The sequence below is a fragment of the Streptomyces sp. B5E4 genome, from assembly GCF_039871555.1.
In the GTDB taxonomy this organism is placed as follows: Bacteria; Actinomycetota; Actinomycetes; order Streptomycetales; family Streptomycetaceae; genus Streptomyces.
Map to the genome: position 1 here is coordinate 32,431 of NZ_JBDPMI010000023.1, position 22,569 is coordinate 54,999.

General features: G+C 73.1%; 19 protein-coding genes and 1 riboswitch. Of the genes, 14 read left to right on the forward strand and 5 right to left on the reverse strand.

Features of this window, described 5'->3' with window-relative positions; all coding sequences use genetic code 11:
* Positions 1–266: 266 nt before the first annotated feature.
* From ABGA99_RS25580 to ABGA99_RS25590, 3 genes are all read left to right on the forward strand, one after another.
* Positions 267–1,352 (forward strand): mechanosensitive ion channel family protein, encoded by a 1,086-nt coding sequence (locus tag ABGA99_RS25580; protein ID WP_347575849.1) that lies wholly within the window; start codon positions 267–269, stop codon positions 1,350–1,352.
* Between the two features lie 344 nt (positions 1,353–1,696).
* Positions 1,697–3,775, forward strand: a complete 2,079-nt coding sequence (locus tag ABGA99_RS25585) for a PQQ-dependent sugar dehydrogenase (RefSeq protein WP_347575848.1) — start codon at positions 1,697–1,699, stop codon at positions 3,773–3,775.
* 91 nt (positions 3,776–3,866) lie between these two features.
* Positions 3,867–4,832 (forward strand): sugar phosphate isomerase/epimerase, encoded by a 966-nt coding sequence (locus tag ABGA99_RS25590; protein WP_347583504.1) that lies wholly within the window; start codon positions 3,867–3,869, stop codon positions 4,830–4,832.
* Between the two features lie 171 nt (positions 4,833–5,003).
* Here ABGA99_RS25590 and ABGA99_RS25595 read toward each other — a convergent pair whose 3' ends face one another.
* Complete coding sequence (locus ABGA99_RS25595; RefSeq protein ID WP_347575846.1) at positions 5,004–5,429, reverse strand: hypothetical protein; 426 nt, start codon at positions 5,427–5,429, stop codon at positions 5,004–5,006.
* Positions 5,426–5,878 (reverse strand): ATP-binding protein, encoded by a 453-nt coding sequence (locus ABGA99_RS25600; protein ID WP_347575845.1) that lies wholly within the window; start codon positions 5,876–5,878, stop codon positions 5,426–5,428. Before ABGA99_RS25600 ends, ABGA99_RS25595 begins: the two co-directional genes overlap by 4 nt.
* 235 nt (positions 5,879–6,113) lie before the next feature.
* Between ABGA99_RS25600 and ABGA99_RS25605 the strand changes: the two genes are divergently transcribed.
* The 4 genes from ABGA99_RS25605 to ABGA99_RS25620 all read left to right on the forward strand — a co-directional run bounded on the left by ABGA99_RS25605 (position 6,114) and on the right by ABGA99_RS25620 (position 9,376).
* A complete protein-coding gene (locus ABGA99_RS25605; protein WP_347575844.1) occupies positions 6,114–6,974 on the forward strand; it encodes a helix-turn-helix transcriptional regulator in 861 nt (286 codons plus the stop codon).
* On the forward strand, positions 6,975–7,223 hold the full coding sequence (locus tag ABGA99_RS25610) for a DUF397 domain-containing protein (RefSeq protein ID WP_347575843.1): 249 nt from the start codon (positions 6,975–6,977) through the stop codon (positions 7,221–7,223).
* Positions 7,224–7,556: 333 nt separating this feature from the next.
* The gene (locus ABGA99_RS25615; protein ID WP_347575842.1) at positions 7,557–8,201 is read left to right on the forward strand and encodes a hypothetical protein; all 645 of its coding nucleotides are present in this window, start codon (positions 7,557–7,559) and stop codon (positions 8,199–8,201) included.
* 103 nt (positions 8,202–8,304) lie between these two features.
* Positions 8,305–8,479: riboswitch (cyclic di-AMP (ydaO/yuaA leader) on the forward strand.
* A 6-nt stretch (positions 8,480–8,485) separates the two neighbouring features.
* Positions 8,486–9,376, forward strand: a complete 891-nt coding sequence (locus tag ABGA99_RS25620) for a LysM peptidoglycan-binding domain-containing protein (protein ID WP_347575841.1) — start codon at positions 8,486–8,488, stop codon at positions 9,374–9,376.
* A gap of 84 nt (positions 9,377–9,460) precedes the next feature.
* Here the strand turns inward: ABGA99_RS25620 and ABGA99_RS25625 are convergent, their stop codons facing one another.
* Both ABGA99_RS25625 and ABGA99_RS25630 read right to left on the reverse strand, forming a co-directional pair.
* The gene (locus ABGA99_RS25625; protein ID WP_347583505.1) at positions 9,461–10,255 is read right to left on the reverse strand and encodes an FCD domain-containing protein; all 795 of its coding nucleotides are present in this window, start codon (positions 10,253–10,255) and stop codon (positions 9,461–9,463) included.
* 58 nt (positions 10,256–10,313) lie between these two features.
* Positions 10,314–11,105 carry an SDR family oxidoreductase gene (locus tag ABGA99_RS25630; protein WP_347575839.1) on the reverse strand — a complete coding sequence of 264 codons (792 nt, stop codon included), beginning with the start codon at positions 11,103–11,105 and terminating at the stop codon, positions 10,314–10,316.
* A 101-nt stretch (positions 11,106–11,206) separates the two neighbouring features.
* Between ABGA99_RS25630 and ABGA99_RS25635 the strand changes: the two genes are divergently transcribed.
* Genes ABGA99_RS25635 through dgoD form a run of 5 tightly spaced genes read left to right on the forward strand, consistent with a single transcriptional unit; the run spans position 11,207 to position 17,565 of the window.
* Positions 11,207–13,201: a beta-galactosidase gene (locus ABGA99_RS25635; protein WP_347583506.1), complete on the forward strand. Its 1,995-nt coding sequence runs from the start codon at positions 11,207–11,209 to the stop codon at positions 13,199–13,201.
* Positions 13,202–13,225: 24 nt separating this feature from the next.
* On the forward strand, positions 13,226–14,548 hold the full coding sequence (locus tag ABGA99_RS25640) for an extracellular solute-binding protein (RefSeq protein ID WP_347583507.1): 1,323 nt from the start codon (positions 13,226–13,228) through the stop codon (positions 14,546–14,548).
* Positions 14,545–15,495, forward strand: a complete 951-nt coding sequence (locus ABGA99_RS25645) for a sugar ABC transporter permease (RefSeq protein WP_347575836.1) — start codon at positions 14,545–14,547, stop codon at positions 15,493–15,495. Before ABGA99_RS25640 ends, ABGA99_RS25645 begins: the two co-directional genes overlap by 4 nt.
* On the forward strand, positions 15,492–16,412 hold the full coding sequence (locus ABGA99_RS25650) for a carbohydrate ABC transporter permease (RefSeq protein ID WP_347583508.1): 921 nt from the start codon (positions 15,492–15,494) through the stop codon (positions 16,410–16,412). The genes ABGA99_RS25645 and ABGA99_RS25650 overlap by 4 nt, the downstream gene beginning before the upstream one ends.
* Positions 16,413–16,416: 4 nt before the next feature.
* A complete protein-coding gene (dgoD, locus tag ABGA99_RS25655) occupies positions 16,417–17,565 on the forward strand; it encodes a galactonate dehydratase (RefSeq protein WP_347575834.1) in 1,149 nt (382 codons plus the stop codon).
* A gap of 18 nt (positions 17,566–17,583) precedes the next feature.
* Here the strand turns inward: dgoD and ABGA99_RS25660 are convergent, their stop codons facing one another.
* Positions 17,584–18,870 (reverse strand): MFS transporter, encoded by a 1,287-nt coding sequence (locus tag ABGA99_RS25660; protein ID WP_347583509.1) that lies wholly within the window; start codon positions 18,868–18,870, stop codon positions 17,584–17,586.
* Positions 18,871–19,015: 145 nt separating this feature from the next.
* On the opposite strand from ABGA99_RS25660, the gene ABGA99_RS25665 reads away from it, so the two are divergent.
* Positions 19,016–20,200 (forward strand): acyltransferase family protein, encoded by a 1,185-nt coding sequence (locus ABGA99_RS25665; protein WP_347575832.1) that lies wholly within the window; start codon positions 19,016–19,018, stop codon positions 20,198–20,200.
* Positions 20,178–22,490: a LuxR C-terminal-related transcriptional regulator gene (locus ABGA99_RS25670; protein ID WP_347583510.1), complete on the forward strand. Its 2,313-nt coding sequence runs from the start codon at positions 20,178–20,180 to the stop codon at positions 22,488–22,490. The genes ABGA99_RS25665 and ABGA99_RS25670 overlap by 23 nt, the downstream gene beginning before the upstream one ends.
* Positions 22,491–22,569 lie beyond the last annotated feature (79 nt).

The following is a 22,569-nucleotide window of genomic DNA, read 5'->3' on the forward strand; positions in this document are numbered from 1 at the left end:
CGTTCGTCCCCCGCGCATCCCCGCGTGCCCGCCGCGGAGCGGAGCCGGTGCACACCACCGTAGCCACGCGGTACGGGCCGTACCTCAGGGCTGACCCTGAACTTCCGCCTCCGCCACGCCGCCCGCACGAAAGCAAACGGGACCGGATCGTCCGCTTCCCTCGGCCTCGGGGCCAACTCCCCCGCCGGATACGGCAGGATGGCCAGCGCGCCGGATCGCACAGGCGTCCGGGCGTACCCCGTTCCCGAACGAAGACAGGTATCAAGGTGAACCGAGCCCTCACTCTGCACGATCTGGTCGTCGCCGGCTCCGCGATACTCGGCGGCATCGGCGCCGGCCTGCTCCTGCGCGTGCTGCTGGGCTGGCTGGGCAGGGGCGCGACGCGGACGAGCTGGGCCGGCGACGACATCCTCGTCGGCGCGCTGCGCACGATGGCCCCCTGGGGCGCGCTGGCCGGCGGCGTCTCGATCGCCGCCGCCGCGCTGCCGCTGAAGCGTCCGGTCGAGCACACGGTGGACCAGATCGTCGTCGCCGTGCTCATCCTGACGGTCACCGTCGCCGCGGCCCGGGTGGTCGCCCAGCTCATGGGAGTCCGCTCGCAGGGGGTGGGCTCGGCCACCATCCTGGTCAACATCACGCGCATCGCGGTGCTGGCGATCGGTCTGCTGATCCTGCTGGAGACCCTGGGCATCTCGATCGCCCCGCTGCTCACCGCCCTCGGCGTGGGCGGCCTCGCGGTGGCGCTGGCGCTGCAGGACACGCTCGCCAACCTCTTCGCCGGGGTGCACATCCTGGCCTCCAAGACGGTGCAGGTCGGCGACTACATCCGGCTCAGCAGCGGCGAGGAGGGCTACGTCACCGACATCAACTGGCGCAACACCGTGATCCGCACCCAGTCGGACAACCTCGTCGTCATCCCCAACGACCAGCTCGCCAGCACCATCATGACCAACTACCACCGCCCGGAGCAGGAGTTGTCCATCGTCGTACAGGCGGGCGTGGCGCTCTCCAGCGACCTCGACCTGGTCGAGCGGGTGACGGTGGAGGTGGCGCACGAGGTCATGGCGGCGGTCGAGGGCGGCGTGCCGGAGTACGAGCCGGTGGTCCGCTTCCACACCTTCGGCGACTCGCGGGCCGGCTTCTCGGTGGTGCTGCGCGCCGTCGAGTTCAGCGACCAGTTCCGGATCAAGCACGAGTTCATCAAGCGGCTGCAACTGCGCTACCGGGAAGAGGGCATCGAGATCGCCCACCCCGTGCGCAACGTCGTCCTGCACCACCAGGAAGCACCGGTGCTGCTGCCGCGGCAGCGCCAGGCGTCGGAGGTGCCCGCCGGCAGCCCGTCCCCGGGCTGAGCCCGCGACGCCCGCCCACTCGACTCCGGTACGGCCCCGCCAGGCGCTCCCTCCCTGCCCGGCGGGGCCGAACCGTCCGCGACCCCACCCTAGTTTGCTCTTTCCAAAGACAAAGTCGTGCCAAATCTGGTCGTAGGCATTGGCGTTGCGTCGGAAGAGGTCTAATCTCCAACCGGCCGCCGTCACATGTCGGGACGTGGACGGCGGGGGGACGTACAGCCGCGCACGAGCCGCAGCGCGCGGGCCGATCAAGGACGGCGCGAACGGGCCGACCACCCAGGAGCGTGTCCAGCCGCCTTGTCGTCCAGCCCCTGGGAGGGGAAATGCTACGTAGACTGGCCCTTTTGGCCGCCGGCGCGGTCAGTGCCGCGCTGCTGGTCGCGCCCGGCGCGACCGCGGTGGCACCGCAAGCCGCCGAGCAGCCGCCACCGGACAACGCCTTCGAGAAGATCACGCTCAACGACCGCCCGGGCGAGCCGCTCGACCTCGCCGTCCTGCCGGACAAGCGGGTCCTGCACGTCACCCGCGCCGGCAAGGTCTGGCTCAACGACCCGGACACCGGCGTGAACAAGGTCGCCGCCGAGCTCGACGTGTACCAGCACGACGAGGAGGGGCTGCAGAACGTCGCCATCGACCCGGACTTCAGCGAGAACAAGTGGGTCTACCTCTACTACTCGCCGCCGCTGGACACCCCCGTCGACGACCCCGACACCCCCGTCAACGAGGGTGACGCGCCCTTCCAGGGCACGCAGGCGGACTGGGACCGCTACAAGGGCCACCTGCAGCTCTCCCGGTACAAGCTCAAGGGCGACACCCTCGATCTCACCACCGAGCAGAAGATCCTGCAGGTCCCGGTGGACCGCGGCATCTGCTGTCACGTCGGCGGCGACATCGCCTTCGACTCCGACGGCAACCTGTATCTGACCACCGGTGACGACACCAACCCGTTCGAGTCCGACGGCTACACGCCGATCGACGAACGGGACGGCCGCAACCCGGCGTTCGACGCCCAGCGGACCTCCGGGAACACCAACGACCTGCGCGGCAAGGTGCTGCGCGTCAAGGTCCGCGACAACGGCTCGTACGCGATACCCAGGGGCAACCTCTTCAAGCCGGGCACCGAGAAGACCCGGCCGGAGATCTACGCCATGGGCCTGCGCAACCCGTACCGGATGGAGATCGACCCGCAGACCGACGACGTCTACGTGGCCGACTACTCCCCCGACGCCCGCGCGGCCAGCGACACCCGCGGCCCCGCCGGGCAGGGCAAGTGGCTGGTGCTCGACGAGCCCGCCAACTACGGCTGGCCGTACTGCGCCACCGCGAAGATGCCGTACAACGACTACGACTTCGCCACCAAGACCTCCGGCGCGCGGTTCGACTGCGCCAAGCCGGTGAACACCTCGCCGCACAACACGGGCCGCACCGAGCTGCCCGAGGTCGAGCAGCCGGAGGTCTGGTACTCCTACGGCCAGTCCGCGGAGTTCCCGGGCCTGGGCACCGGCGGTATCGCCCCGATGGCCGGACCGGCGTACGAGTACAAGCCGGCGACCGAGGTGCGGAACCGGGCCGTGGCCTGGCCGCGGTACTACGACGGGACGCCGCTGTTCGCCGAGTGGGGCCGGGACTACATCAAGGAGTTCAGGCTCGACGCCTCCGGCGCGGTGGAAGCGGTCAACCCGGTCGCCCAAGGGGTCGGGCAGCCGCCCGTCGACAACCCCATGGACCTGGAGTTCGGCCCGGACGGCGCCCTCTACGTCCTGGAGTACGGGGACGGGTACTTCTCCGAGAACCCGGACGCGCAGCTCTCGCGGATCGACTACATCGGCCGCACCGGCAACCACGCGCCGAAGCCCGCGCTGGCCGCCACGCCGGTCAAGGGCCTCGCACCGCTGACCGTCGGGTTCTCCGCCGCGGGCACCACCGACCCGGACGGCGACCAGGTGCGCTACGCCTGGGACTTCGACGGTGACGGCAGGACCGACTCCACCGACGTCAGCCCCTCGCACACGTACGACGAGGACGGCACCTACAAGGCGGCCCTGAAGGTCACCGACAGCAAGGGCCGGGCGGCGTACAAGGACGTCGACATCACCGTGGGCAACCAGGCCCCGGTCGTCACCCTCGTCAAGCCCGTCGACCAGCAGGAGTTCCACTTCGGCGACGCGGTGCAGTTCGAGGTCGCGGTGACCGACGAGGCCGAGGTCGACTGCAGCAAGGTCCAGGTGCACTACATCGTGGGCCATGACGCACACGGCCACCCGCAGAGCACCACCGCGGGCTGCACCGGCACGATCCAGACCGAGCCCGTCGCGGGCCACGACCCCTCCGAGGGCAACGTCACCGGCGTGTTCGTCGCCGAGTACACCGACCCGGGCGGCCTCATCGGCAGCGACCGGGCGGTCATGAAGGTCGTCCCCTGACCCTCCGGTACGGCGCGGGGTGGCGTGCGCGCGTACGCCACCCCGCGGTTCCCACCCCGTCCACACCCGAACTTCGCAGGAGAGACACCACATGAGCAAGCCCAGCCTGCACCGCCGTGGATTCCTCAGGGCCGCCGCCGGTACCGCCGCCGTCGCCGCGGGCGCCGGAGCCTTCACGGCCCCCGCCGCCGCCCAGGCGGGCGGCCCCGGCGGCCTGATCCCCCGGGGCCGTATCGGCCTGCAGCTCTACAGCGTCCGCGACCAGATCCAGCAGCGCGGCTTCACGCCCGTGCTGACCGAGCTGGCCGCGATCGGCTACAAGCACATCGAGTTCGCCGGCTACACCTCGCCGGCCGAGCCGGACATGACCGTCCCCAAGCTCCGCAAGCTGCTCGACGACAACGGCCTGCACGCCGGCGGCGCCCACCTCGGGCTCGACGCGCTGCTCAACGCCGGCACCCGCGAGCGGGAGTTCGAGAACGCCGCCGCGCTCGGCATGGACTACGTCGGCACCGCCAGCGACTTCCCCGGCCGTACGGCGGCGGAGATCCAGGCCGGCGCCGACCGCTTCAACGAGTCCGGCGAGGTGGCCCGGGGCTACGGGCTCAAGGTCTACCAGCACAACCACACCAACGAGTTCGGCCCGGTCACCGACCGGCCGGGCAAGCGGCGCCACGACCTCTTCCTGAGCGGCACCGACCCGCGGTACGTCTTCCTGGAGCTGGACATCCTCTGGGCGTTCGGCGCCTCGGTCCGCTTCCGCGACCAGCTCGGCGAGTTCGACCCGCTGGACTACGTCAACGCCGCCCCGCAGCGCTACATCGCCTTCCACGTCAAGGACGGCGTGCGGGACCCGGCGCTGACGAACCAGTACCGCGACGTCGTCTTCGGCCAGGGCGAGCTGGACTTCCGCCGCTTCTTCAGCGGGCTGCGGGCGCCGGGGCTGCCGCTGTACTTCTGGGAGCAGGACCGCGGTCCGCAGGAGCCGCAGGGCTCGATCTGGGCGGCCGAGACCAGCTACGACGCGATGGTGGCGCTGCGCGGCCGGGACTGCTGAACCCCGTCACCGCAGACTGGAGACCACCCGTACGAAGGGCACGATCCGCGGGACCCGCGCCGCCGGCGGCGGCGCGGCCCGCGGTTCCTCATTCCCGCGGCGGGCCGGCCGCGGGTTCCTCCCCCGCAACCGAAACAAGGAGGTGCCCGCCGGCCGGGCCGCCGCGGGTGCTCAGGCGGCGTCGCTGCGGCCCGCGGCCGCCCAGGCGACGTCGCAGGACCAGGCGGGCTCGACGCCCGTACTCCGGCAGACCACCAGGAACAGCGGGATCGGCGGCGTGTACGGCACCCCGTCGGCCGGCCGGTGGACCAGCCGGGGTACGGCCGCCGGCCCGCCGGTGCCGGCGGCCGCCCCCGAGATATCGGCGCCCGGGGCGTAGTGCACGCTCCGCGGCCACTGCAGGCCGAGGTCGGAGCCGGCCGGCACGATCCACCACCACCGGCTACCGTCGGCGAAGACGCAGCCCACGCGCGAAAGCCGGGCCATCACGTCGTAGCCGATGCGCTGCGGCACGCCGACCGCGTCACAGCCGAGGGATGAGGCGCCCGCGCCCGGCACGGCCAGCCGGAGCCGGCCGCCGGGCTCGGTGCGCATCATCCGGCCGCCCGCTCACCGGCCGCGGGGCCGGCCCCCGTACGGGCGGCGGAAGCGCGCGGCGCGGCGGCCCCCCCGGCCGCCGGCACCTCGCGCTGCAGCTCCGCCCAGACCACCAGGCCCGGGCCGGGCCGCGCGTCGTATGCCCCCCAGCTACTGCTGACCGCGGTGACGAGCAGGAGCCCCCGACCCTGCTCGTCCGCGGACGACCGCTGCACCCGCAGGCTTCCCGGCTCGACACCTTGATCGGTGACGGCCAGCCGCAGGCGGTCGGCGCTGCAGCGCAGTTCGCACCCTATGCGCCGACTCCCCGTATGCAGCAGTGCGTTGGTCACCAGTTCCGAGAGGACGAGGGTGGCACTGTCACCCACCTCGCCCTCCACCCCCCAGCGGTGCAGTTGCTCGCGGGCCAGCCGGCGGGCGACCGTAACGGCGTCCGCCTGACCTGGCACCTCGAAACCGCACCGCACCGCATCGACCCCCGAACGGGATCCCGGCAAGCCGGGATCCTGTGTCACGACCCCCGTGTAATGCGGCTGTGTGGACTGGCTCACATCCCAAACTATGGCCCTGGCGCGGCCACTTGGCAACCCCCACTGTGAATTTTTCAGAGTTACTGTTGCACTGTGTTCGCCAAGCCCCGGGCGTGGCACACTGCTTGAGGCAGTTCCGACAGGGAGGTATGGCGTGAGCGAACCGCGGTCCGCGCCGACCGTGGGGCAGGTCGTGCTCGGCAAAAGGCTCCAGGAGCTGCGCGAGCGGGCCGGGCTCAAGCGGGAGGAAGCCGCCAGGACACTGCGCGTCGCCCCCGCCACCGTGCGCCGGATGGAGACCGCCGAGGTCGCGCTGAAGGTGCCGTACGTGCAACTGCTGTTGCAGGCGTACGGCATCGACCAGGAGGAGATCGACTCCTTCGTCTCGCTGACCGAGGAGGCCAACGAGCCCGGCTGGTGGCAGCACTTCCACGACATCCTGCCCGACTGGTTCAGCATGTACGTGAGCCTGGAGGGCGCCGCGTCGCTCATCAGGTCGTACGAGCCGCACTTCGTGCCCGGTCTGATGCAGACCGAGGACTACGCGCGGCACGTGCTGAAGGTCGGCTCCCTCGGCCGGGTCGCGCCCGCGGAGATCGAGCGGCACGTCGCGCTGCGCATGGAGCGTCAGGAGCTGCTCACCCGCGAGCACGCACCCCGGTTCTGGGCCATCGTGGACGAAACGGTCCTGCGCCGGCCGGTGGGCGACGGCGAGGTGATGCGCGCGCAGGTCGACCGGCTCCTCGACATCGCGTCCCTGCCCAACGTCACGCTCCAGATGGCGGAGTTCCGCACCGGCCACCATCCGGGCACGTACAGCCCCTTCGTCCTCTTCCGGTTCGCCATGCCCGAGCTGCCGGACATGATCTACACCGAGTACCTCACCGGCGCCGTCTACCTCGACGGCCGGCACGAGGTGGCCACACACCTCGCCGCCCTGGACCACATGGCGGCCCAGGCGGCGACGGCAAAACGCACGAAGGAAATCCTCCGGGACTTCCGCAAGGAGCTGTGAATGGAACGCATTTACAACGGCATGCCGGCGGCGGACCTCGGCACCGAGGGCTGGCACAAGCCGTGGAGCGGCGGCAACGGCGGCAACTGCGTCGAGGCCATGAAGCTGCGGGACGGGCGGATCGCGGTACGGCACTCGGCGCACCCCGACGGTCCCGCCCTCATCTACACCCCCGGTGAGATGGACGCGTTCATCGAGGGCGCCAAGGCGGGCAAGGCCGACTTCCTGCTCTCGCGGAGCCTCGCATGACCGCGCCCGGCGCGGTGCCCGCGCACCTGCAGCCGCGCCGCCCGGTCCACTCGCCGTCCGGTCAGGACGGCGAGCCCATCCCGGCGAACGGGGGTGTGGCCCACGTGCACTGACATGGGCCACCGGCCGGGAGCACAGAGAGGGAGGGGACACCCCGGGGGGGTCCCCTCCCTCGGCGTTTGCCGGGGTACGGACGCGCAACACCGCCCCGGGGCACGGCAGATGAAATTCCAGAAATCATGAACCGTGGGTGTCCGCACCGCTGCCTTCCGCGACGTATGGGCGTACGGTATGCCCCCGATGGCCCTCGTCAGCCACCCGGGGAGGCCCGCGATGAGCGCATCTCCACCCCCGCCTGCCGACGCCGCCACGCGGCCGGTCCAGGTCGGAGTGCTGCTCCCCCGGCTGCTGGACGAGCCCGCGGACTGGCTCGCGGAGTGCGCGGCGTACGAGGCCGCGGGCGCCGACGCGCTGTGGCTGGACGGCGGCCCCGACCCGGCGCACGACGTGCTGGCGCTCGCCGCCGCCCTGGCCGCCGCCACCGGCCGGGCGCGGCTGGTCGTCGCGCTGCCCGTCAGCGTCCCGCAGGCCGCGCTGCTGGCCCGGGCGCTGGCCACCGTCGTGCTGCTCAGCGGCGGCCGGCTCGCGCTCGCCGCCGACTCCCGGCGGTGCGCCGAACTCGGCGCCGTCGCCCCGGCGGTGCCCGCCTTCCGCCGGCTCGCGCCCGCCGGTCCCGGCTACGAGGAGCCGGGCGCGGGGCGCTGGACCCCGGTGGCGGCACCCGCCGGTCCCGACGCCTGGCGGACCGCCCTCGCCGGCGCCGCGGAGCGCGGGGTGCACGGTCTCGTCGTCCCCGCGGGGCAGCCTCTGTTGGAGGAGTTGCGACTCGGCGTACATGCCGAACGTCACACGCGCCACAGCCGCCCCACGCGTGCGCGCGTCACCACGGAGCGTCAGAGCATGCGTCGATCCTCGTGATCCTCTTGTGATCTGCCGTTCGATCTCCTAGTGTCCGAGACGTTCGCAGACGCGAGCACCGCGCTCCGGTACGCCGAATCCTGCCCGTCGGAGCCCGGATCCGTCGTCCCCACAGCCGTTCGGGCAGGAGCGGGGGAACCACTTCTCCGTCGGCCGGAGCACGGTGGCAGGACCGCACCGCACTCCCCGACTCGGGGTGAAGCCGCACAGCACGACGCGGCCGGGCAACTCCAGCCCGAACCCGACAGCTCACCTCGCAGGCGTCGGAGAAAGAGCGAGCCACCATGGCCGGAACCGGCACCCGGCGCGCGCCCAAGTCGCGCTCCACCCGCCGTTATGCCGCCGCCGCGGGGGTGGGCATAGCCCTGCCCGTCGCCGGCGGAATCGCGGCGACCGCCGCCCACGCCTATACGGTCGAGAAGGGCGACACCCTCTCGGAGATCGCCGAGGACAACGGCTTCGGGCCCGACTGGCAGAAGCTGTACGAGGCCAACAAGGAAGCCGTCGGCGACAACCCCCACCTGATCCTCCCGGGCCAGGAGCTGGACCTCGGGGACGAGAAGGCCGGGAGCAAGCCCGCCGAGGCCGACCAGACCGCCGCCAAGACCGAGCAGAAGCAGCAGCGTTACGTCGAGCACACCGTCGGCGCCGGCGAGACGCTGGCGAAGATAGCCGCGAAGTACGACGTGCCCGGCGGCTGGCAGCGGGTGTACGTCGACAACGAGAAGGCGATCGGCGACAACCCGGCCGCGCTGAAGGTCGGCACCGAACTGCGCGTCGACACCCAGGGCGGCAAGGTCGACACGTCCATCGACCCGAACGGCTCGTCGTCCTCCGGGAGCTCCGGCGGCGCCACCGAGGCGTCGCAGGCGAGCGTCCCGACCACCGAGTCCGGCATCCAGGCCGCGGCCCGGGAGATCGTGCCCGCCGACCAGTTCACCTGCTTCAGCAACATCGTGGAGCGGGAGAGCGGCTGGGACCACACCGCGACGAACCCCAGCTCCGGCGCGTACGGCCTGATGCAGGCGCTGCCGGGCGACAAGATGGCCTCGGCCGGCGCCGACTGGCGCACCAACCCGGTCACCCAGATCGAGTGGGGCCTGGACTACATGAACGAACGCTACGGCAGCCCGTGCGGTGCCTGGGAGTTCTGGCAGGCCAACAACTGGTACTGATTCCGGGGGGCCCGGGCCCGCGGAAAGTCTGCTGCCGCCCCGTCGCGTGGATCTCCGCGCGGCGGGGCGCGTGCGTCGTACGGGCTACGCCCCGGCCGCCCGGTCCGTGACCGACGGCGCGGGCTCGGGGCCGGGTGCCGGCGGAGGGACGGCGGACAGCTCGGCCAGGTCCCGGGCCGCCTGCGCCAGGAGCCGGTGCATCGCCGCCTCCGCGGCGTGCGGGTCCCGGGCCCGTATCGCCGTCAGCACGGCGCGGTGGCCCGGCACGGGATCCCGCGGGTGGTGTCCCGGGCCGTGCACCAGGCGGTCGCGGGCGGCCAGTCCGCTGGCGAGGACCTGATCCATGCGCTCCAGCAGCTCGTTGTGCGAGGCGGCCAGCAGGGCGCGGTGGAACGCGAGGTCCGCCGCGACGGCCTCGGCCGCGCCGTCCCGCGCCCCGGCCATCGCCGTGAGCGCCGCCTCCAGCGCCGCCAGGTCCGCCGCGGTGCGCCGCACCGCGGCCAGCCGGACAGCCGCCGGCTCGACGATGCCGCGCACCTCGTCCAGGTCGCGCAGCAGCGGGGAGGCGGCCCGCGCGGCGGCGCCCTCGCCCTGCTGCCGGCCCGCGGTCTCGAAGCGCCAGCGCAGCACGTCGGCGTCGAGGAGGTGCCAGTCGGCGCGCGGCCGGACGAAGGTGCCGCGCTTCTGCCGGGCGTCGACCATGCCCTTGGCCGCCAGCACCTTCAGCGACTCGCGCAACGCGGTGAGGCTGACCCCCAGTTCGGCCTGGAGCGCGGCGAGATCGAGGGTGGCGCCCTCGGCGATCTCACCCCCCAGTACGCGGTGCGCGAGGGTCTCCACCGTCTGCCCGTGCACCCCGCGGCGCGCGTAACCCGCCATGGCCGCTCGCTCCTCCCTCACGTCCCGTGCGCCCCGCCGTCCCCCGCGGCGCCCCCGCTCAGGCCGATGACTTTACGACGCTCCAGCCCCCGTCCACGACCAGGCTCGCGCCGGTGACGTAGGACGCCTCGGGCGCGGCGAGGAAGGCGACCGCGGCGGCCACCTCCTCCGGCGCACCCAGCCGCCCCGCGGCGGTCTGCGCCGCGCTGGCCCTGCGGTCCTCCTCGGGGACGCGGTCCCAGAGCCGGGTGAGCACGGGCCCCGGCAGCACGGTGTTCACCCGCACCGACGGGCCGTACTCGACGGCCAGTTGGCCGGCCAGCGACAGCAGCCCGCCCTTGGCGGCGGCGTACGCGGGGTGGCCGGGGATGCCGTGCCTGGCGTGCACGGACGAGACCAGCACCGCGGCGCCGGGGGCACCCTGCTGCGCACGCAGCCCCGGCAGGCAGGCGCGGAAGCCGAGGAACGCGGCCGTCAGCCCGACATCGACCTGGCGCCGCCAGGACGCGGGCGTCGTCTCGTGCGCGGGGGCGACGTCGACGGCGACGGCGTTGGAGACGAGGACGCCGACGGGCCCGAAGTCCCCGGCCGCGGCCAGGATCCGCGCCCAGCCGTCCTCCTCGGCCACGTCCGCGACGACGGCCGCCGCCGTGCCGCCCGCGGCGCGGATCTCCGCGGCCGTGGCCTCCGCCCGGTCGCCGTCGATGTCGGCGACGACGACGGCGGCGCCCTCGGCGGCGAGCCGGCGGGCGGTGGCCGCGCCGATGCCGGCGGCGGCTCCGGTGACGACGGCGGTGCGGCCCGCGAACCGGTCGGTGTGCGGAAGTCGCCTGGCTCCGGCTGCTGTCACGAGGTCACGCTCCGGGTGTTGACGGATCTGCCGCGGCACTTCTACCTTGCCCGCAAGGTTAATTCGTAATTTAAGAATTGAGCAAGAGGGGCGGAGGCAGCGTGGGGCGCATCCACTTCGGCGGCGACTACAACCCCGAGCACTGGCCGGAGGAGGTCAGGGCCGAGGACATCCGGCTGATGAAGGAGGCCGGGGTCTCCATGGTCACGGCCGGGATCTTCTCCTGGGCGCTGGTCGAACCGCGGCCCGGCGCGTACGACTTCGAGTGGTTCGGCCGCGTGCTGGACGACCTGCACGGCGCGGGCATCCGCGTCTGCCTGGCGACCATGACCGCCTCCCCGCCGCCGTGGCTGACCGACCGGCACCCCGAGATGCTGCCGCAGGACGCCGACGGCATCCGCAAGTGGCCCGGCTCGCGCCAGCACTTCTGCCCCTCCAGCCCGGTCTACCGCGAGCACGCCGTGGGCCTGGTCACCGAGCTGGCCACCCGCTACGGCACCCACCCCGCCCTGGACAGCTGGCACATCGGCAACGAGTACGGCTGCTCCAACCCCCGGTGCTACTGCGACGTCTCCGCCGCCGACTTCCGCCGCTGGCTGCGCGAGCGCTACGGCACCGTCGAGGCGCTGAACACCGCCTGGGCCACCACCTTCTGGTCGCAGCGCTACGGCACCTTCGAGGAGGTGCTCCCGCCGCGCACCAGCCCCACCCACCCCAACCCGGCCCAGGTGCTGGACTACGCCCGCTTCTGCGACGACGCGCTGCTGCAGTGCTACCTCGCCGAGAAGGCGGCGCTGCGCCGGATCACCCCCGACGTGCCCGTCACCACCAACCACATGCCGCTGCACAAGCCCGTCGACCCGTACGCCTGGGCCGCGCACGAGGACGTCCAGGCGCTGGACTTCTACCAGGACCCGTACGACCCCGAGACCCACATCGGTGCGGCCCTCGCCTTCGACGTGACCCGCTCGGCGGGCGGCGGGCGCCCGTGGATGCTGATGGAGCAGGCGCCCAGCGCCGTCAACTGGCGGGCCCGCAACAGCCCCAAGCCGCCCGGCACGATGCGGCTGTGGAGCTGGCAGGCGGTCGCGCAGGGCGCGGACGCGGTGCTGTACTTCCAGTGGCGGGCGACCCCCGGCGGCGCCGAGAAGTTCCACTCGGCGATGGTGCCGCACGCCGGTACCGACACCCGGATCTTCCGCGAGGTGCGCGCGCTGGGCCGGGAACTGGCCGCCGTGCCGCAGCTCGCGGGCGCGCGCTCGCGCCCGGAGGTGGCGCTGCTCGCGGACTGGCACAGCTGGTGGGCGCTGGAGCAGGGCTCGCACCCGTCGGCGGACCTGGACTTCGCCGAGACGCTGCGCCGGCACTACCGGCCGTTCTTCGAGGCGGGCGTGGAGTGCGACGTGGTGCCGCCGGACCGCGACCTGTCCGCGTACCGCCTCGTGGTGGTGCCGAACCTGTATCTGATGAGCACGGAGACGGGTGCCCGGCTGACGGAGTTCGTCCGGGCCGGGGGGCATCTGCTCGTCTCGTACTTCACCGGCATCTCCGACGACTGCGACCGCGTCCACCTCGGCGGCTACCCGGCGCCGCTGCGCGAGGTGCTGGGACTGCGCGTGGAGGAGTTCTGGCCGCTGGCCGAGGGGCAGCGCCTGCCGCTGACCGGGGCACTGACCGGCAGCGGAGACCTGTGGTCCGAGGCGATCGACCTCGAAGGCGCGGAGGAGGTCGCGGCGTTCGGCGCGGGTGAGCTGGCCGGGCGGCCGGCGCTCACCAGGCACGCGTACGGGGACGGAGTCGCCTGGTACGCCGGCACCCGGCTGCCGGCGGCACAGATGCGCGGCCTGGTGGACCGGGTGCGCGCCGGGGCCGGGGTGGCGCCGGTGCTGCCGGGGCTGCCGGCGGGCGTCCAGGCCACCGTGCGCGAGGGCGCGGACGGGCGGTTCCTCTTCCTGCTCAACCACGGCGCCGGTACGGCGACCGTGACCCTGCCGGAGCCGATGCCCGTGCTCGCCGGCGACGGCGCGGACCCCGCGGCCGGCCCGGTCGCCTCCGTCGACCTGCCCGCCCGGGGGGTCGTGATTTTCCGGTCCTGAGGAGCGCACTGACAAGGAGGTCGGATGCCCACCCGAAGGAAGATCCTGGCGTGGGGCGCGGCGGCGGCCGCCGCGCCCGCACTGGCGGGCTGCGGCGAGAAGGTCGGCGCGGCCCGTACGACCACGGCGACCAGGCGCGGGCCGGGGCAGAAGGTCACGCTGACCTTCTGGACCTGGGTGCCGCTGCAGAAGGCCGTGGCGCTGTGGAACGAGCAGAATCCGGACGTGCGGGTCGACGTGCAGATGGTGCCGGCCAACACCTCCGGCGGCTACCAGAAGATGCACTCCTCCCTCACCGCGGGCGATCCGCCCGACCTGGCGCAGGTGGAGTACTACGCGCTGCCCGAGTTCATGCTCGTGAACGGCCTGACGGACCTGAGCGAGTACGGCGCCGACGAGCTGAAGGGCGCGTACACCGACTGGCAGTGGCAGCAGGGGGTGTTCGCGGGAAGGACCTACGCGATCCCCCAGGCGTCCGGCCCGATGGGGCTGTTCTACCGCCAGGACCTCTTCGACAAGTGGGACATCGAGGTCCCGGCCACATGGGACGAATTCCGGGCCGCGGCGGTGAAGATCAAGAAGCGCGGCTCCCTCATCACCGCCTTCCCGCCCGCCAACGCCCAGTGGTTCGCCGCCTTCCCCTGGCAGCGCGGCGCCCACTGGGTGACCACCGAGGGCGACACCTGGGTGGTCGACCTCGCGGGTCCCGAGTCGCTTGAGGTCGCCGACTTCTGGGACGGGATGCTCACCGACGGGCTCGTGGCGCCCGTCCAGGACGCACAGTCCGCGTTCTTCAAGGGCCTGCAGACGGGGCAGCTCGTCACCTGGCCGGGCGCGCAGTGGTACGACGCCCTGATCCGTGGCAACGCGCCGCGTACCGAGGGCCGGTGGCGGGTCGCCGAACTGCCGCAGTGGGAGCGCGGCGCGCACGCCTCGTCCAACTGGGGCGGCTCGTCCACCGCGATCCTCCAGGGCAGCAGGCATCCGGTGGAGGCGCTGGAGTTCGCCCACTGGCTCAACACCGACCCGGCGGCGCTCGACCTGCTGATCGCCGCCGGCTACGGCTGGCCCGCGGCGCGGATCGAGCTGGCGGACTCCGCGCTCGGCAAGCCCGACCCGTTCTTCGGCGGGCAGCGCTACAACGAGGTCTTCCAGCTCGCCGACGGCAACGTCGACACCTCCTGGCGCTTCGCGCCGACGACGACGCAGTCGTACGCGCACGTCCAGGACGCCTTCGGCCGCGTCCTGGCCGGGCACGGCTCGCTCGCGGACGCCCTCAGGGACGCCGAGGGCACGTTCGTGGACGACCTGAGGGCCAAGGGGCTCAAGGCGAGGAGCGCGCGATGAGCACATCCGTGAAACCGGGCCCGGCGCGGTCCGGCACCGCCGCTCGCGGCAAGCCCCGCGGCCGACCCGACCGCAAGGCGTGGGCGTTCCTCGGCCCGTTCCTCGCCCTGTACCTGTTCGCGATGGTGGTGCCGGTCCTCTACGCCTTCTACCAGAGCATGCTGAAGGTCGAGCGCAGCGGCCCGATGGGCCTGGGCGAGCCGACCGTCGGCTTCGCCGGCTTCGAGAACTACTCCCTCGCCCTGCACCAGGAGACGTTCGTCGAGGGCTTCGGCCGGGTGCTGCTCTTCGGCATCGTGCAGGTGCCGGTGATGCTGCTGCTGGCGCTGGTGCTCGCGCTGCTGCTGGACCAGGTCTCCCACCGGTGGGCGGGACTGCTGCGCGCCACGTACTTCCTGCCGTACGGCATCCCCGGCGTGATCGCCACCATCCTGTGGGGCTTCCTGTACGTGCCCGGGGTCAGCCCGGTCACCTCCGTCCTCGGCGACCTCGGCTTCCAGCCGGACTTCCTCGGCTACGACCACGTGCTGTGGTCGATCGCCAACATCGTGGTCTGGCAGTTCGCCGGCTACAACATGCTGATCATCATCGCCCAGCTCAAGGCCGTACCGCAGGAGCTGTACGAGGCCGCCGGGATCGACGGCGCCGGGCCGTGGCAGACGGCGCTGCGCATCAAGATCCCGCTGGTGCGGCCGGCGCTCGTGCTGACCACCGTGTTCTCCCTCATCGGCACCATGCAGCTCTTCGCCGAACCGCTGGTGCTGAAGAAGGTCGCCCCGGCCGTCACCACCGACTACACCCCCAACCTCAGCGCGTACTTCGACGCCTTCGCGAACGCCAACCTGTATCTGGCGGCGGCCAAGTCGGTCATCCTCGCGGTCGTCGCCATGGTGCTGTCGTTCGGATTCCTCAGCCTCGTCACCCGCAAGCAAAGGAGCGAGCGGTGAGCGCCACCGGCATGAGAACCACGACCGGCACCACGGCGGCCGGATCCCCGCCCGCCGCACCCGCACCGCGCCCGCGCCGGGCGCCGCGCCCCGGCCGTATCGTCCTGGTGGCCGTGCTCACGGCGGCCGCACTGTACTTCCTGCTGCCGGTCTACTGGCTGCTGGTCGCGGCCACCAAGTCGAACGACAGCCTCTACGGCTCCTTCGGCCTGTGGTTCGACGACCCGCAGCTGTGGGACAACCTGGGCCGGGTCTTCAGCTACGACGGGCATGTCTACCTGCGCTGGACGCTGAACTCCCTGCTGTACGCGGGCGTCGGCGCGGTGCTGGCGACGCTGCTGTCCGCCGCGGCCGGCTTCGCGCTGGCCAAGTACCGCTTCACGGGCCGGGAGGCGGTCTTCAGGTTCGTCCTCGCCGGGGTCCTGCTGCCCTCGACGGCGCTGGCGCTGCCGCTGTACCTGATGTTCAGCAAGCTGGAGCTGACGAACACCTACTGGGGCGTCCTGATCCCCAGCGTCGTCAGCCCGTTCGGCGTCTATCTGTGCCGCATCTACGCGGAGGCGGCGGTGCCCGACACGCTGCTGGAGGCGGCGCGCGTGGACGGCGCGGGCGAGGGGCGGATCTTCTTCTCGCTGGTGCTGCGGATCATGACCCCGGCGCTGGTGACCGTCTTCCTCTTCCAGTTCGTACACATCTGGAACAACTACTTCCTGCCGTTGGTGATGCTCTCCGACGACCGGAAGTATCCGATCACCCTCGGGCTGGTCACCTGGCAGCAGGCCGCGGACCGGGTGCCCGAACTCACGCAGTACACCATCGGCGGAGCCTTCGTCTCCGTCATCCCCCTGGCCGTCGCGATGCTCGTCCTCCAGCGCTTCTGGCAGACCGGGCTGACCGAGGGCAGCGTCAAGGAGTAGGCAGTTGAAGATCACCCGGGTCGAGACCTTCGCCGTGCCGCCGCGCTGGCTGTTCTGCCGGATCGAGACGGACGACGGCCTCGTGGGCTGGGGCGAGCCGGTCGTGGAGGGCCGGGCGGCGACCGTCCGCACGGCCGTCCACGAACTCGCCGGGCAGTTTCTCCTCGGCGCCGACCCGCTGCGGATCGAGGACCACTGGCAGCTCATGACCAAGGGCTCCTTCTACCGCGGCGGTCCGGTGCTCTCCTCGGCCGTCGCGGGTCTCGACCAGGCGCTGTGGGACCTGGCGGGCAAGGCGTTCGGCGCGCCCGTGCACCAGTTGCTCGGCGGCCCGGTGCGCGAGCGCGCCCGCGCGTACTGCTGGGTCGGCGGCGACGAGCCCGGCGAGGTGCGCGACCAGGTCGCCGCGCAGGTGGAGGCGGGCTTCACGGCGGTGAAGATGAACGCCTCCGGGCGGATGGACCGGCTGCCGACCGTCGCGGAGCTGGGCCGGGTCGCCGCACGCGCGGAGGCCGCCCGCGACGCGCTCGGCCCGGAGCGGGACTTCGCCGTCGACTTCCACGGGCGGTTCTCGGCGGCGGGCGCGATCACGGCGATCGGGGTGCTGGAGCCGTACGCGCCGATGTTCGTGGAGGAGCCCGTGCTGCCCGAGCACACACATCTGCTGGAGCGGGTCACCGGCTCGACGACGCTGCCGGTGGCGACCGGCGAGCGGCTGTTCTCGCGCGGCGAGACGCTGCCTGCACTGCGGGCGGGCGTCGCGGTGCTGCAGCCGGACCTCTCGCACGCCGGGGGCATCTCGGAGTGCCGGCGGATCGCCTCGCTGGCCGAGACGTTCGACGTGGCGATCGCGCCGCACTGCCCGCTGGGGCCGCTGGCGCTGGCGGCCAGCCTGCAACTCGCCTTCTGCACACCGAACTTCCTCATCCAGGAGCAGTCCATCGGCATCCACTACAACACCGGGGCGGAACTGCTCGACTACGTCGCCGACCCCGAGGTCTTCCGCTTCCACGCCGGACATCTGCTGCGGCCGACCGGGCCCGGGCTGGGCGTGGAGATCGACGAGCGGGCGGTACGGGCCGCGGACGGGACGGCGGAGAGCTGGCACAACCCGGTGTGGCGGCACCCGGACGGCTCGTACGCGGAGTGGTGACGCGCCGGGGGCGGCGGCTCAGCGCCGGGTCGCCGCCACCGCACCGGCCGACACCAGCACGGCGACCGCGATGCCGAACGCCGTGGTGCCCGCCGTCAGCCCCACCGCGTCGCTGAGGTACCCGGCGGCGACCGGCAGCACCCCGGCCATCAGGTAACCGCCGCCGGTGAGCGCCGCGTTGGCCTCGGCGAGCCGGGTGGCCGGTATCCGGGCGCTGAGCGTGCTGAGCCCACCGAGCTGCGCGCTGCCCTGGCCGAGCCCGGCCAGCACCGCGGCGGCGAGCAGCAGCGGCACCGAGGTGACGGCGGTGGCCAGCACCAGCGCCGCCATGCCGGCGGTGGTCAGGACGGCGCCGAGGGTGAAGAGGACACGTACCCGCAGGGTCCGCACCGCGAACTGCACGCCGGTCGCCGCCGCGAAGAGCAGGAAGATCATGCCGCCGGCCAGCGCCCGGTTGTCGCTGTCCAGCAGGTCGGCCAGCAGGGCCGGGCCGAGGGAGAGCACGAAGCCGGTGGCGGTCATGCCCGGGGCGAGGACGGCGAGGCTCAGCAGCAGGGTGCGGCGGTGCGCGCGGGGCACGGACGGGATGCGCACGAGCCGCCAGAGGCGCCGGGGCTCCGGGTCCGCCGTGCTCGGGCCCCCGGTCCCGGCGGCCACTGCCCCGCCCGGCTGCTCCCCCGGCCGGGACAGCGGCATCCGCAGCACCACCGCCAGCGCCACCAGCAGCAGCCCCGCCTGCACCACGAACACCAGCCGCGTGGGGTGCGGCAGCGTCTCCGACAGCACCCCGGCGAGCATCGGCCCCAGCGCCGCCCCGCCGACCATCGACGCGGACGCGACCAGCCCGCCGAACTGCTTGTGCCCCGGCGGCGCCAGGTCCGCCACGGCAGCCATCCCCGCCGCCAGCACCGCGCCCACCGCGAACCCGCTCAGCAGCCGGGCCACGCCCAGCACGGCGACCGACTCCGCGGTGGCGAAGAGCACCGCGGCGGTGAGCGACAGCGCCAGTCCCGGAAGCAGTACCGGCTTGCGCCCGTACCGGTCGGCCAGGGTGCCGGCGAACGTCAGGGTGACGAGCAGGCCGCCGATGTAGGCGGCGTAGATCAGCGTGATCGTGGCGGCGGAGAAGCCGAACCTGCCCTGCCACAGCACGTACAGCGGCGCGGGCTCGTTGGAGAGGGCGAGCGCGGCGACGACGGGCCAGGCGGCCAGCCACATCCACCGCCGCGAGCCGCCCGGCGGGCCGCCGGATACGGGTGCGGTGGCGCCGAGGGCGGGGTCCGTGCGGCGGGCGTCGGCCGTCATGCGCGCTCCTCGGCAGGGTCGGCCGACACTGTACGAGATCGTCCGCGCGCCCTGAAGCGCGGGTGGCGGCCGGGGAGTCCGGGAGCGCGCGGCACCGGCCGCGACAGTTTCCCTATTATTCCCATCGGCATGATAGGGAAGAGTGGTGAGCGGCAACGGCAAGGACAGCCCCGGCGCACCCCGGGACCCGTACTTCGACAACGCCAAGTTCCTGGCGGTGGTGCTCGTCGCGTGCGGGCACGCCTGGGAGCCGCTGGTGGACGGCAGCCGGGCGGTCGCCGCGGCGTACGAGACCGTCTACGCCTTCCACATGCCCGTGTTCGTGCTGATCTCCGGCTACTTCTCCCGTGGCCAGGACGGCTCGCCCCGCCGGGCCCGGGGGCTGATCACCGGACTCGTCGTGCCGTACCTGATCTTCGAGACGGCGTACACGCTCTTCGGCCGCCACGCCGGCGACAACGCGAGCCCTTTCAGCCTGCTCGACCCCTGGGGCGTGACGTGGTTCCTGCTCGCGCTGTTCGTCTGGCGGCTCTCCGTGCCGCTGTGGACCGCGCTGCGCCACCCGCTGCCGGTGGCGCTGGCCGTCGCGGCGCTGGCCACCGCCACCCCCGACATCGGCAACGACCTGGAGCTGCAACGGGTGCTGCAACTCCTGCCGTTCTTCGTCCTCGGCCTGACCTGCGCCCCGGAGCGGCTGCGGCTGCTGCGGCGGCGCGAGGCGCGGATCCTGGCCGCCCCGGTCCTCCTCGCGGCACCGGTGGCCGCATACCTCCTCGGCCCGCACACCGACCGGCGCTGGCTCTACCGCAGCACCGCCGCCCAGGAGATCGGCCACTCCGGGACCACCGGGCTGCTCGCCGCGCCCGTGCTCTTCTGCTGCTCGCTGCTGCTGGCCGCGGCGTTCCTCGCCTGGGTGCCCGCGCGGCGGCTGTGGTGGACCGTGCTGGGCGGGGGGACGCTCTACGGCTATCTGCTGCACGCCTTCGCCACCCAGGGGGCCCGCTACGGCGGCTGGTACGAGCCGGCGTGGCTCACCACACCCGCCGGTCCGGTCGCCGTCACCCTCGCCGCCGCCGCGGGCATGGCGCTGCTGTGCACCCCGCCCGTGCGCCGGGCCCTGCGCTGGGCGGTCGAGCCGCGCCTCGCACCCCTTTTCCGACCGGCGGACACGGCGCACTCTCGCGCCCCCCGTTCGGTTGAATCCCGCGGGCTCGCTCCGACGCCCGCCCCCGCGCCCCCTACGGTCGTCGTTGGTACGGCCGCCGGTCGTACGCCGCCAGCCGGTCACCGACCTCCGGGGGACCACGATGAGGAACCGCAGCGCCGGTGAGCTGCCCGCCGAAGCCACCAGCTTCGTCGGCCGCCGGCAGGAACTCGGGCTGCTCGACGCCTGTCTGCGGCAGGCCCGCCTGGTCACGCTCACCGGGCCGGGCGGTGTCGGCAAGACCCGCACCGCCGTGCGGGGCGCGCACCGGCTGCGCGCCCGCTTCCCCGGCGGCGTCACCCTCGTACCGCTGTCCGCCCTCGCCGACCCGCGGCTGCTGGCCAACACCGTCGCCGCCGCGCTCGACCTGCCGGAGCAGACCGCGCTGCCGGCGCAGGACGCGCTCGCCGCGTACCTCAAGGACAAGACGGCGCTGCTCATCCTCGACACCTGCGAGCACCTGGTCGACGCCTGCGCCGTGCTCACCGAGGAACTGCTGCGCGCCGCTCCGCAGTTGCACGTCGTCGCCACCAGCCGGCAGCCGCTGGACGTGGCGGGCGAGCACATCCTGCCGATCCCGCCGCTGGCCGTCCCGGACTCCGGGCCCGCGGACGACGCGCTGCAGTTGTTCACCGACCGGGCCGCCGCCGCCGTGCCCGGCTTCACCGTCGACGACGACAACCGCGCGGACGTCCTCGCGCTCTGCCGCCGCCTCGACGGCATCCCGCTGGCCATCGAACTGGCCGTCAGCCGGCTGCGGGTGCTCTCCCCCGAGGAGATGCTGAACCGGCTCGACCACCGCTTCCAGTTGCTCACCGGCGGCCGGCGCACCGCGGTGCCGAGGCACCAGACGCTGCGTACCACCATCGGGTGGAGCTACGAGCTGTCCACCGAGCCCGAGCGGCTGCTGTGGTCCCGGCTCGCGGTGTGCGCCGGGGAGTTCAGCCTCGACGTCGCCGAGGCGGTCGGCGCGGAGGGGGCGCTGCCCGTCGAGGGGGTGCTCGACGCGCTGATCGGGCTGGTGGAGAAGTCCGTGGTGCTGCGGGTGGAGTCCGAGTACGGCACCCGCTACCGGATGCTCGACACCATCCGCGAGTTCGGCCTCGAACAGCTCGGCCCCGGCGCCGAGGCGGAGCGGACCCGGCGCCGGCACCGCGACCACTTCCTGCGCCGGGCCCGGTTCTTCGACGCCGAGTGGACCGGCGACCGGCAGGCGGTGCTGCTGCGGCAGATGGTGCGCGACCAGGCGGACGTACGGGTCGCGCTGGAGTTCTGCGTCGCCGACCCGGACGACGGCTCGGCGGGCCTGCGGATGGCCACGATGCTGTGGGGCTACTGGCACTGCACCGGGCTGCTCACCGAGGGCCGTTACTGGCTGCGCCGCGCCCTCGACCGCTGCCCGGAGGACCGCCCGGAGCGGGTCAAGGCGCTCTGGCTGTCCTGCTGGTTCATGGACATGCAGGGCGAGCGCGGCGACACCTTCGCGCTGCTGGACGAGGCCGAGGCCGTCGCGCTGCGCATCGACGACCGTACGGGGCTCGCCTGGACCCGTACCTTCCGCCACCACTCCCGCTACTTCCGCGGCCGGGCCGACGGCGTCGCCGAGGGCTTCGAGGCGGCCCGGCGGGAGATGGCGGACCAGGGCGACGAGACCGGGCTGCTGATGAGCGGCTTCATCGTGGGCTTCTTCCACGTCCTCAACGGCGGTACGGGAGAGGGCATCGCGCTCAGCGAGGACTCCCTCCGGCGCAACGCGAACACCCCCGGCGAGCTGTGGTCGCGGGGCTGGGCCCTGTGGGTCAAGAGCATCGGCCTGTGGCTCAAGGGCGAGCACCTGGAGAGCATCGAGTGCGCCCGGCAGGGCATCCGCGCCAAGGCGGTGCTGCACGACCTGATGGGCGTCGCGCACTTCCTGGAGGGCTTCGCCTGGCGGGCGGCGGAGCTGCGGCACTTCGAGCGGGTGGCCACGCTGCAGGGCGCGGCGGACGCGCTGTGGCGCCGGGCGGTCAAGGAGGCCAGGTTCGGCATCTCCGTCCTGCACGACCTGCACCGCGGCGCGGCGGACGCGGCCCGCGACGCGCTGGGCAACGACGGCTACGACACCGCGTTCCGCGAGGGCGGGCGGCTGCCCACCAACGCCGCCGTGGCGCTGGCGCTCGCCGACGAGGCGGCGTCGGCCGCGCCGGCGGTCCCGGCGCAGCCGCCGGGCACGGGCGACGGGCTCACGCCGCGGCAGCGGCAGGTGGCGGGGCTGGTGGCCAGAGGGCTGACGAACCGGGAGATCGCCGAGAAGCTGGTGATCTCCAAGCGCACGGTGGACGCGCACGTGGAGCACATCCTCGCGAAGTTCGGCTTCACCTCGCGCTCGCAGATCCCGGGCGTGCTGTCGGGCTCACTGCAGGCGCAGCCGGACTGAGGCGCGCGGCCCGCTTCGTACGGGACGGATGCGTCCGGCGTACGGATCGGGCGGACCGCCGTACGGAAGGGATCCCCGC